Origin of the sequence: Allofournierella sp. (genome assembly GCF_017889395.1) — a bacterium.
Classification (GTDB): domain Bacteria; phylum Bacillota; class Clostridia; order Oscillospirales; family Ruminococcaceae; genus Allofournierella.
Genome location: NZ_JAGHKE010000094.1, coordinates 1 through 9,826, shown reverse-complemented (window position 1 = coordinate 9,826; position 9,826 = coordinate 1). Strand labels below are relative to the sequence as shown.

Sequence of the window (9,826 nt, the reverse complement as noted above, 5' to 3'; positions counted from 1 at the left end):
GTACAAAGAAAACCAGTGCCGCATAGGGAGGATAATGAATTACGCTTCCGGAATACCAGGGTGAAATTCCAACCAGCCCGATCAGCCACTCGCCAAGGCAGAACCCGCCGGGCAGGGTGCAGCAGAACAACACGCCCACCAGGCAGAGAAGAGCCGAAAGGGAACCGGGTCCCCAGATTTTTTGGACCATTGCCAGATGCCTCCTTGTCAGGCTGAGCCGACCAGCCCGAATGCGATCAAAATCAGTTTTCTTTAGTATAGCACAGGGGGAAAATCTGTGCAAGCAGTGCGCCTGCTGCTCTGTAAAAAGAAGCGGAGAACAGGCAAACAGATCAGGACACGTGGAGCGAGCGGCCGGTCTTTCGGTATTCAGTGGGACTGCAGCCCATGGTCTGATGAAAAATCCGGGAAAAGTAGTTCACATCCAGAAACCCGCAGTGCTGCGCCACGGTCTGGATCTGCAGGCGTGTGGTAAGCAGCAGATTGGCGGCCAGACGAATCCGCTCCTGCAGAATAAAGGCGGTCAGCGTTTGGCTGGTTTCTTTTTTGAAACGAGCTGAAAAATAGCTGGGATTGCAGTTCAGCACGGCGGCAATGGTACGCAGGTTCAGCGGCTCGGCCAGGTGCTGGCGTACATACAGCATGGCAGTCTGTACCGGCAAAGAACAGCCGATGGCGCTGTATCGTTGCACCAGCAGGCAGTATTCATCCGACATTTCACTGATCAGCTTCTGAGCATCTGTGGTGGTGGGCAGCTGTTCAATACGGGCGGCAAAGGTGCGGGAAAGATCGTCCAGATAAATGGGGTGCACACCGCCGTACTGAGCCGCTTTGCGCAGTGCGGTATTCAGCACGATGCAGTAATTTTTTATGTTGCGCACCGGGTCGGCCAAACGCGGCTCCACTGCCATGTTGATGTCGGGGCCGTGCAGCAGCTGGTGCAGCCGGGTGCGATTTCCGTCCGCTACAGCCTGCAGCAGCTCATCCTCCAGGCGGTAGCGGTTTTCCAGCCGACGCATGACGGTGGGCAGATCAATGTCCTCCGGCGCAGAGGAAAGGGCAGTGGAAGAAAGCGCGTCATCCAAACTGATGGAGCGTACCTCCACCCGAGGACCATACAGCGCTTCGCACAGGCAGTACACCATGGCATAGAAGGGGCTGTTATCGGCAATCTGCGGCAGGGAGGAATAGAACTCCTCCAACAGATGAATGCGGGCAGGGGACAGCTCGTATTGCTCCGCTGTCTCAAAGATCTGGCGGTCAAGCGGCCGCATCGTGAGAAACGGCCCAATCGCCATACAGCGGGGTGTACCGGGCAGCAGAAAAAACAGATAGTGCAGGTAGAAGCAGTCTGTCACATGATAAATGGCGCCCGGCTCCATATTTTGAAACGGGGCACGGCATCCTTCAAACACCGAAGGGGTCACACCCAGCTGCCGCCGAAGCCCGCCGTCGATTTCCAGTTCCTCTTCGGCGGGCAGTGCAAACTCCTGATGGGAAATCCCGGATTTTTGGAGTACTTGCATAAAAAAAGAGAATTCATTTGAGCAAAACATACAAAACCGGCCTTTCAAGTGCAGAACGATCAGCAAACTGTACGAACAGTATGCGCTTTTTTCTGCACAATGACAAGAGGAAAAACAAAAATAATGAAGATTTCACACGAAATACTTCTAATCCAATGTGGGGGAATTCTGGTAAGATACTTACATCGTCCGGACAACGTGATATCTACCTTCAATGTATTGGATAAGGAATGATTGTATGAACCGCAGCACAACGGTGCGTCCGTTTGGGATTCGGGACAAGGTCGGTTACCTGTTCGGAGATTTTGGCAACGATTTTACGTTTATTTTTTCCACCATGATGCTCATGAAGTTCTACACCGATGTTATGGGTGTTTCCGCAGGTGTAGTCGGCTTTATCATGACGGTGGTGCGCATTGTGGATGCTTTTACCGATGTGACCATGGGCCGCATCTGCGACAGAAGCCGCACCACGGCGCACGGCAAGTTCAAGCCCTGGCTGCTGCGTATCTGTGGGCCGGTGGCACTGGCATCCTTCCTGATTTATCAGAGCGGACTGGTCGGGCTGCCCATGGGGGTAAAAGTCGCATATCTGTTTGTAACCAATATCCTGTGGGGCTCGGTCTTCTACACCGCCGTAAACATTCCTTATGGTTCCATGGCCTCCGCCATTTCGGAGGACCCGGACGACCGGCAGTCCCTCTCCACCTTCCGCACATGGGCGGCACTCTGGCCGGCGTTGTGATCGGCGTGGGCCTTCCTCTCGTTGCTTACGAAAAGGTGGACGGCGTGGAAACGCTGATCGGCTCCCGGGTTACCCTGGCAGCGGGCATCTTCTCTGTTCTGGCGGTCATCTGCTATCTGCTGTGCTATAATTTAGTTACCGAGCGTGTGCGTATCGAGGCACCGCAGGGCAAACAGGAGTCCGTTGTGCAGATGATGAAGAGCGCCATTCACAACCGTTCGCTGATTTCCATCATTGCCGCCTCCATTGTGATGCTGCTGGCTCAGCTGACCATCCAGAACATGAGCGGCTATGTTTATCCGGATTACTACAACAATGCGTCGGCGCAGTCGGTTTCCAATCTGGTTATGATGGTGGCCATGCTGCTGGCTGCCGCTCTGGTCAAGCCGCTGGCCAAGCACTTCGGCAAATGTGAGGTCAGCGTGGTATCCAGTATTGCCGCGGTGGTCATCAATCTGGTGCTCTTCGTTGTGCGTCCGGCAAATGTGTGGGTCTATGTGGGCTTTCAGTTCCTTTGCTGGCTGGCTCTGGGCATGTTCTCCATGGTTTCCTGGGCTCTGATCACCGACGTGAACGACGATTCGGAATGCAGAACCGGACGCCGTGAGGACGGCACTGTGTATGCGCTGTATTCCTTTGCCCGCAAGCTGGGCCAGGCGGCTTCCGCCGGATTGAGCGGCCTGCTGCTGGAACTTATTGGTTACTCGGCTGCTACCCGCACCGATCCCACGGTGCAGGAGGGGCTGTTCAATATCTCGGTCCTGGTACCTGCCCTTGAATTCGCGCTGCTGGCGCTGATCCTCTGGTTCTGGTACCCGCTGCACAAAAAGCAGGTTAACGAGAATGTGCTCACGCTGAAGAAAAAACGCGCTGCCGGGCAATGATCGATCAGGAGGGTTTTGTTATGAGAAATGTTTTGAATATCAATCATAAATGGGCGTTCCGCAAGGGTGCGCCCCTGCCGGAGAGCTTCCCGGCGGATTGGGACATCGTCAATCTGCCGCACACCTGGAACAACATCGACGGCCAGGACGGCGGCAACGATTACTGGCGCGGCACCGGCGTCTATGTGCGCACGCTGGATCGGGCGGATCTGCCCGAAGCCGAGGCCTGTTTTCTGGAAATCAACGGCGCCAACCTGTCGGCAGAGGTGTACCTGAACGGCAAAAAGCTGGCTCACCACGACGGCGGCTATTCCACCTGGCGAGTGGAGTTGACCGGTGCCCTTCAGGACAAAAATCTGCTGGTCATTACGGTGGACAACGCCCCCAGCGACCACGTTTATCCCCAGGTAGCGGACTTTACCTTCTACGGTGGTCTGTACCGGGATGTGAACATCATTTGTGTTTCTGAGACCCATTTTGACCTTTCCTATTATGGCGGCTGCGGGCTGCATCTGACCCCGGATGTGAGCGGTCGTGTGGAGGTGGAGCGCTGGCTCACCGGCCCTGCCGATGGCACTGAGGTACGTTATACCATCCGCAACGCCGAAGGGGAGACGGTGGCTCAGGCTTGCAGCCGGGAAGAAAAAAACGCGCTGCAGGTGGAGCAGGTTCACCTGTGGCACGGCCGCAAGGACCCCTATCTCTACACCCTGACCGCCGAGCTGCTGCGGGACGGCACCGTGCTGGATACGGTCAGACGTCGGTTCGGTTTCCGCAGCTTCCGGATCGACCCCGAACAGGGCTTCTTCCTCAATGGGGAAAGCTATCCGCTGCGCGGTGTTTCCCGCCATCAGGATTGCTGGGGCGAGGGCAACGCGCTCAGCCGGGAGGATCACATCCGGGATATAGATCTGATCTGTGAGTTGGGCGCCAATACCATCCGACTGGCGCATTACCAGCACGACCAGTTCTTCTATGATCTGTGTGACGAGCGGGGCATGGTGGTCTGGGCAGAGATCCCCTACATCTCTCAGCATATGCCTGCCGGCCGGGAAAACACCATCAGCCAGATGCGTGAGCTGATCGTGCAGAATCATCACCATGCGTCCATTGCTGTGTGGGGCCTGAGCAACGAGATCACCATGAAGGGTGACCGTGACCCGGATATGATGGAAAACCATCGTGAGCTCAATGACCTGTGCCATGCCATGGACCCCACCCGTCCCACTGTGATGGCGGTGATCAGCATGTGCCCCATGGACAGCCCTTATCTGGAGATTCCCGATGCGGTATCCTACAACCATTACTTCGGCTGGTACGGCGGCAATACCGACATGAACGGCCCCTGGTTTGACAAGTTCCACGAAATGCATCCCACCCTGCCCATTGGCTGCAGCGAATACGGCTGCGAGGCGCTGAACTGGCATTCGGATGCTCCCCAGCAGGGCGATTACACCGAAGAGTACCAGGCATATTACCACGAAGAGCTGATCAAGCAGCTGTTCACCCGGCCCTACCTGTGGGCGACCCATGTGTGGAATATGTTTGACTTCAGCGCTGACGCCCGCAACGAGGGCGGCGAAAACGGCCAGAACCACAAGGGCCTGGTGACCATGGACCGGAAATACAAAAAGGATGCCTTCTATGCCTACAAGGCCTGGCTTTCCGACGAGCCCTTCGTCCACCTGTGCGGCAAGCGGTTTGTGAACCACACCGGTGACACGGTGAAGATCACCGTCTATTCCAACCAGCCCGAGGTGGAGCTGTTCGCCAACGGAGTCTCGCTGGGCGTGCAGCACGCAGAGGATCACTTCTTCCGTTTCGTTGTGCCCAACGAAGGGGTAACGAAGCTGGAGGCAGTGGCAGGCGATTGCCGTGACCAGGGAGAGATCTGCCATGTGGATACGCCGGACGAAAGCTACCGCCTGAAGGAGCAGGGGGCAATCCTCAACTGGTTTGATGTGACCGAAAAGGAGGGCTTCTTCTCCCTGAATGACCTGATCGGAGACATCATGCAGGCCCCGCAGGGCAAGCAGATCATTCTGGAGCTGCTTGCTTCGGTGGGTATGGGCGGAAAAGGCGATCTCAGCGGAGATTTTGCCAAAATGATCGGCGGCTTCACGGTACTGCGTATGGCAGGTCTGGTGGGTACTCTGGGCGAGAACAAGCTGACCAAGGAGCAGCTGCTTGCCATCAATGCCCGACTCAATCAGGTAGCTCGTCCGTAACCATTTCCCCGGGGTTTCAGCACCCGGATTGATATCCTCCAATTGTGCGGCGCTCTCTGCAAAGGCAGGGGGCGCCGTGCTCCGTTCCGGCGAAAATGCAGCAGGTCGGAGTTTTTAATTTTGCGTGAATTTGTGCTATAATAAGAAGGAAATTTCAATGCAAAAGAAGGCGAAAAAGAAAATGCAGGAGCTGACTACCTACACCCAGACCTTTCGGGTGAAGGACACCGATTGCGATCTGAATGGATACCTGATGCCCGGCGCATTTCTGCGTATGGTGCAGCAGCTTTCCACCGATCACTGCGAGGCAATCGGGCTGAATCAGGAATTTTACGAAAAGAACAATGCGATTTTTCTCATGGCGAAAATGGCCCTTCAGTGGGAGCGGGTTCCCCGCTGCGGCGAGGTTATCACCCTGACCACCAGGCCGGAAAACTGCAAGCGAGCCACCTATAAGCGCGTGACCACGGTGCAGGATGAGCAGGGGAATGCCCTTGGCATGACCGACAGCCGATGGGTTCTGGTGGACCCGCAGGCCCGCCGTATCATCCGCCGCCCGCCTGAAGCCTTTCAGAATCTTCCCTTTGGAGACGATGTGGACTATCAGCTGGACATGACCATCGAGCGCCCCCAGGAGGTAGAGCAGGTGGGTCAGGCGGCTGCCTACTATACCTTCTGCGACATCAACGGCCACCTGAACAATACCCGCTATGCGGACATTGCCTGCGACGCACTGCCGCTGGAGCAGCTGCGGGAAAAGCCGGTCCGCCGTATCAGCATCAGCTATCACAATGAGGTCCCGGCAGGGGAGCATTTCCAGGTGCAGCGGGGCAGCACACAGAGCGGCTGGTATGTATCCGGCACCCGTGAGGGAAAATGCTGCTTTGAGGCAGAGCTCCGCTTCTGAGGGGAGCAATTCTATCAAAAATAGTAGAAAAGCGCTTTCACGCAGCCCGAAGGCAAAGCCAATAAGGTTTTTGTCGGGCACTGCGTGAGAGCGCTTTTTCTCGTTTTTGCCCAAAATCACAATTTTGTTTTCTCATCGAGAACAAAATTGGCTATATGACGGACAGTTCCAAAGGATTACTTGTCAAAGTTGTGAAAAAAGGCAGTTGTCATTTGCTCTGCAATGTGCTAATCTATTCAATAAGCTAAAGCAGTGAACTGATGCGGCGCGAAAGAGCGCTGCCCATTGCTGGCAAATCTAAAACAAAAGGAGTGGATCGAGAATGAGCAGAGTGTACAACTTTTCCGCCGGACCGGCGATGCTTCCCGAGGAGGTGCTGCGCCAGTCTTGTGCGGAAATGCTGGACTATCAGGGCTGCGGCATGAGTGTAATGGAGATGAGCCATCGATCCAGTTCCTTCCAGAACATCCTGGATCAGGCCCAGCAGGATCTGAAGGACTTGCTGGCAGTGCCGGATAATTACAAGATCATGTTTTTGCAGGGCGGTGCATCTCAGCAGTTTGCCATGGTGCCCATGAACCTGATGAAAAACGGCGTGGCGGATTACATCGTTACCGGCCAATGGGCCAAGAAGGCGCATGCAGAGGGCGCGAAATATGGGAAGGCCAACAAGCTGGCCACCAGTGAGGACCGCACCTTCGCCTATATCCCGGACTGCACCGACCTGCCGGTCTCGCCGGATGCGGATTATGTGTATATCTGCGAGAACAACACCATCTACGGCACCAAATACAAGACCCTGCCCAACACCAAGGGCAAGCCGCTGGTGGCGGACCAGTCCTCCTGCTTCTTGTCCGAGCCGGTGGATGTGAGCTGTTACGGGCTGATCTTCGCCGGAGCGCAGAAAAACATCGGCCCGGCGGGCGTGGTAGTGGTTATCATCCGGGAGGATCTGATCCCGGAGGAGGTTCCGGCTTTTGTGCCCACCATGCTGCAGTACAAAATCCATGCGGACAACAATTCTTTGTACAATACACCTCCCTGCTACGGCATCTATATCTGCGGAAAGGTGTTCCAGTGGATTAAAGCCCAGGGTGGCCTGGAGGGGATGCAGCAGCGCAACTTGGAAAAGGCAAAGCTGCTGTATGATTTCCTGGACGAGAGCCGCCTGTTCCGGGGCACGGTGGACAAAAAGGACCGTTCGCTGATGAATGTTCCCTTTGTGACCGGCGACAAGGATCTGGATGCGAAATTTGTGAAGGAAGCGGCCGCCAAGGGCCTGGTGAATCTGAAGGGGCACCGCACCGTGGGCGGTATGCGCGCCTCCATCTACAACGCCATGCCGCTGGCAGGCGTGCAGGCGCTGGTGGACTTCATGAAGCAGTTTGAGACCGAGAACGGCTAAGGGGGGGCAGAAACGATGACAAAGGTAACATGCCTGAACCCCATTGCCAAGGTGGGACTGGAACGATTCGGCGCGGGCTATCAGCTGGATGCCCCGCTGGAGGAAGCACAGCTGGCGCTGGTGCGCAGTGCCGACATGCACGCCGTGACCGCGCCTGCCGGGCTGCTGGCCGTGGCCCGGGCGGGAGCCGGTGTGAATAACATTCCACTGGACGCGCTGGCAAAACAGGGCACCGTGGTGTTCAATACCCCCGGCGCCAATGCCAACGGCGTGAAGGAATTGGTGCTGGCGGGAATGCTGCTGGCCGCCCGTGACGTGGTGGGCGGCGTGGAATGGGTCCGCGCCAACCAGTCGGACCCGGACATTGCCAAGGACACCGAAAAAGCCAAAAAGCAGTTTGCCGGCGGTGAGATTCTGGGCAAGCGCCTGGGCATCATCGGTCTGGGCCATATCGGAGTAAAGGTGGCAAACGCCGCCCTGGCTCTGGGTATGGAGGTCTGGGCTTACACCCTGCCGGAGGGCGATGGCACCATCCCCGGCTTGGCCCAGGAGGTTCACCTGCTGGATGGACCGGAAGAAATCTACGAAAGCTGCGATTACATTACGCTGCATCTGCCGCTGAACGATGCTACCCGTCAGATGATCAATGGGGCGGTGTTCGCAAAAATGAAGCCCGGTACGGTGCTGCTGAACTTCTCCCGGGATAAACTGGTGGACGACGAGGCGCTGGCTCAAGCCATGGAGCAGGGGATTGTGCGCCGCTATGTTTCGGATTTCCCCAACCCGGCCGTGGTGCATCTGCCCGGCGCGCTGGTGATTCCTCATCTGGGCGCTTCCACCGAGGAATCGGAGGACAATTGTGCCTGCATGGCAGTGGACCAGCTGAAGGCTTTTCTGGAGGAGGGTACCCTGCGCAACGCAGTGAACTACCCGGATTGCACGCTGGGTGCAAAAACTGCTGCGCCCCGGCTTTGTGTACTGGGTGAAAACCTGAATGCAGGTCAGCTTCTGGCGGGCTGGAAAACAACAGGGCGTGCAGATGCCAAAAAGGGAGAACGGTGCTGCCTGCTGGCCGATCTGGAAGCCGAGCCTGCCCCGGAGCAGCTGGATCAGCTTGCCGCACAGCCCGGTGTTCTGCGAGTACGCCTGATTTGACGGGCGGGGAAAGGAGAACACGACCATGCAGCGATGCACAAAACCTGCGGCCATGCTGCTGCCCGCCCCGGAGATTAATCTGGAAAAGTGGGCGGTGGTGGCCTGCGATCAATACACCTCTCAGCCGGATTACTGGCAAAAGGTGCAGCAGCTGGTGGGGGATGCCCCTTCCACCCTGCGGCTGACTCTGCCGGAGATCTGGCTGGAAGAGCCGGACGCGCCTGAGCGGATCAAAACCATCGGGCAGACCATGGAGGAATATCAGGTAAACGGACTGCTCCGACCCACCGCGCCCGGCATGATGCTGGTACGCCGTCAAATGGAAGGCGTGGCCGCGCCCCGCTGGGGTCTGGTGATGGCGGTGGACCTGGAGGCTTATGATTACCGGGAGGGCTCCCGCTCTTTGATTCGTCCCACCGAGCGCACGGTGCCGGAGCGTATTCCAGCCCGGCTGGCGGTGCGGGAGGCAGCCACACTGGAGCTGCCCCACATCCTGCTGCTGATCGACGACCCGCAGCGGTCGGTGATCGAGCCGGTGGCCGCTCTTTGCAGCGAACTGGAGCAAGCCTACGATACACCGCTCATGCTGGGCGGCGGCCAGCTGACCGGCTGGTTTATTCCGGAGGGGGCGCTCACCGAGAAAATCCAGCAGGCGCTGGAGGCGCTGGCTGCACCGGAACACTTGAGCGAACGGTATGGCGCTCCGGCAGATGCCCCGGCCCTGCAGTTTGCCACCGGCGACGGTAACCATTCCATGGCAGCCGCCCGGGTCCGCTGGGAGCAGATTCGCGAAACGCTTACCCCGCAGCAGCGGCTGGAGCATCCGGCCCGCTGGGCGCTGGCCGAGGTGGTGAACCTGCAGGACGAAAGCCTGGAGATCGAGCCCATCCACCGCCTGGTGGCCGGTGCGGACCCCCAAACGGTTTTACAGGACGCGGTAAGCTACTTCGCCGCCCGGGGCGCGCAGGCACAGCTC

Annotated in this window: 9 protein-coding genes; 7 read left to right on the top strand and 2 right to left on the bottom strand. The window is 57.5% G+C overall.

Annotation, left to right across the window (positions count from 1 at the left end):
• Together J7G73_RS11350 and J7G73_RS11345 are read right to left on the bottom strand one after the other, a co-directional pair.
• Positions 1 to 190, bottom strand: a 190-nt coding sequence (locus tag J7G73_RS11350) for a hypothetical protein (protein WP_291246327.1), incomplete at its 3' end; no start/stop codon positions are given.
• Between the two features lie 142 nt (positions 191 to 332).
• The gene (locus J7G73_RS11345; protein WP_291246326.1) at positions 333 to 1,526 is read right to left on the bottom strand and encodes a response regulator transcription factor; all 1,194 of its coding nucleotides are present in this window, start codon (positions 1,524 to 1,526) and stop codon (positions 333 to 335) included.
• Between the two features lie 238 nt (positions 1,527 to 1,764).
• Here J7G73_RS11345 and J7G73_RS13765 point away from each other — a divergent pair, with 238 nt between their 5' ends.
• The 7 genes from J7G73_RS13765 to J7G73_RS11315 form a co-directional block, all read left to right on the top strand.
• A complete protein-coding gene (locus J7G73_RS13765) occupies positions 1,765 to 2,271 on the top strand; it encodes an MFS transporter (RefSeq protein ID WP_367113992.1) in 507 nt (168 codons plus the stop codon).
• On the top strand, positions 2,244 to 3,155 hold the full coding sequence (locus J7G73_RS11340; RefSeq protein WP_367113991.1) for an MFS transporter: 912 nt from the start codon (positions 2,244 to 2,246) through the stop codon (positions 3,153 to 3,155). Before J7G73_RS13765 ends, J7G73_RS11340 begins: the two co-directional genes overlap by 28 nt.
• Positions 3,156 to 3,175: 20 nt before the next feature.
• Entirely contained in the window at positions 3,176 to 5,383 is a 2,208-nt protein-coding gene (locus tag J7G73_RS11335; protein ID WP_291246325.1) for a glycoside hydrolase family 2 protein, read from the top strand.
• Positions 5,384 to 5,564: 181 nt separating this feature from the next.
• Complete coding sequence (locus J7G73_RS11330; protein WP_291246324.1) at positions 5,565 to 6,290, top strand: acyl-ACP thioesterase domain-containing protein; 726 nt, start codon at positions 5,565 to 5,567, stop codon at positions 6,288 to 6,290.
• A 322-nt stretch (positions 6,291 to 6,612) separates the two neighbouring features.
• Positions 6,613 to 7,695, top strand: coding sequence for a 3-phosphoserine/phosphohydroxythreonine transaminase (serC, locus tag J7G73_RS11325; RefSeq protein WP_291246323.1), 1,083 nt, complete (start codon positions 6,613 to 6,615; stop codon positions 7,693 to 7,695).
• A 15-nt stretch (positions 7,696 to 7,710) separates the two neighbouring features.
• On the top strand, positions 7,711 to 8,850 hold the full coding sequence (locus J7G73_RS11320) for a 3-phosphoglycerate dehydrogenase (protein WP_087293811.1): 1,140 nt from the start codon (positions 7,711 to 7,713) through the stop codon (positions 8,848 to 8,850).
• Positions 8,851 to 8,875: 25 nt separating this feature from the next.
• The coding region (locus J7G73_RS11315) for a DUF1015 domain-containing protein (protein ID WP_291246322.1) at positions 8,876 to 9,826 on the top strand (951 nt) is incomplete at its 3' end.

Excerpts from the sequence above, each read along its gene's own strand:
- J7G73_RS11345 (WP_291246326.1), bottom strand. The coding sequence starts at position 1,526 with ATGCAAGTACTCCAAAAATCCGGGATTTCCCATCAGGAGTTTGCACTG.
- J7G73_RS13765 (WP_367113992.1), top strand. The coding sequence starts at position 1,765 with ATGAACCGCAGCACAACGGTGCGTCCGTTTGGGATTCGGGACAAGGTC.
- J7G73_RS11340 (WP_367113991.1), top strand. The coding sequence starts at position 2,244 with ATGGGCGGCACTCTGGCCGGCGTTGTGATCGGCGTGGGCCTTCCTCTC.
- J7G73_RS11335 (WP_291246325.1), top strand. The coding sequence starts at position 3,176 with ATGAGAAATGTTTTGAATATCAATCATAAATGGGCGTTCCGCAAGGGT.
- J7G73_RS11330 (WP_291246324.1), top strand. The coding sequence starts at position 5,565 with ATGCAGGAGCTGACTACCTACACCCAGACCTTTCGGGTGAAGGACACC.
- serC (WP_291246323.1), top strand. The coding sequence starts at position 6,613 with ATGAGCAGAGTGTACAACTTTTCCGCCGGACCGGCGATGCTTCCCGAG.
- J7G73_RS11320 (WP_087293811.1), top strand. The coding sequence starts at position 7,711 with ATGACAAAGGTAACATGCCTGAACCCCATTGCCAAGGTGGGACTGGAA.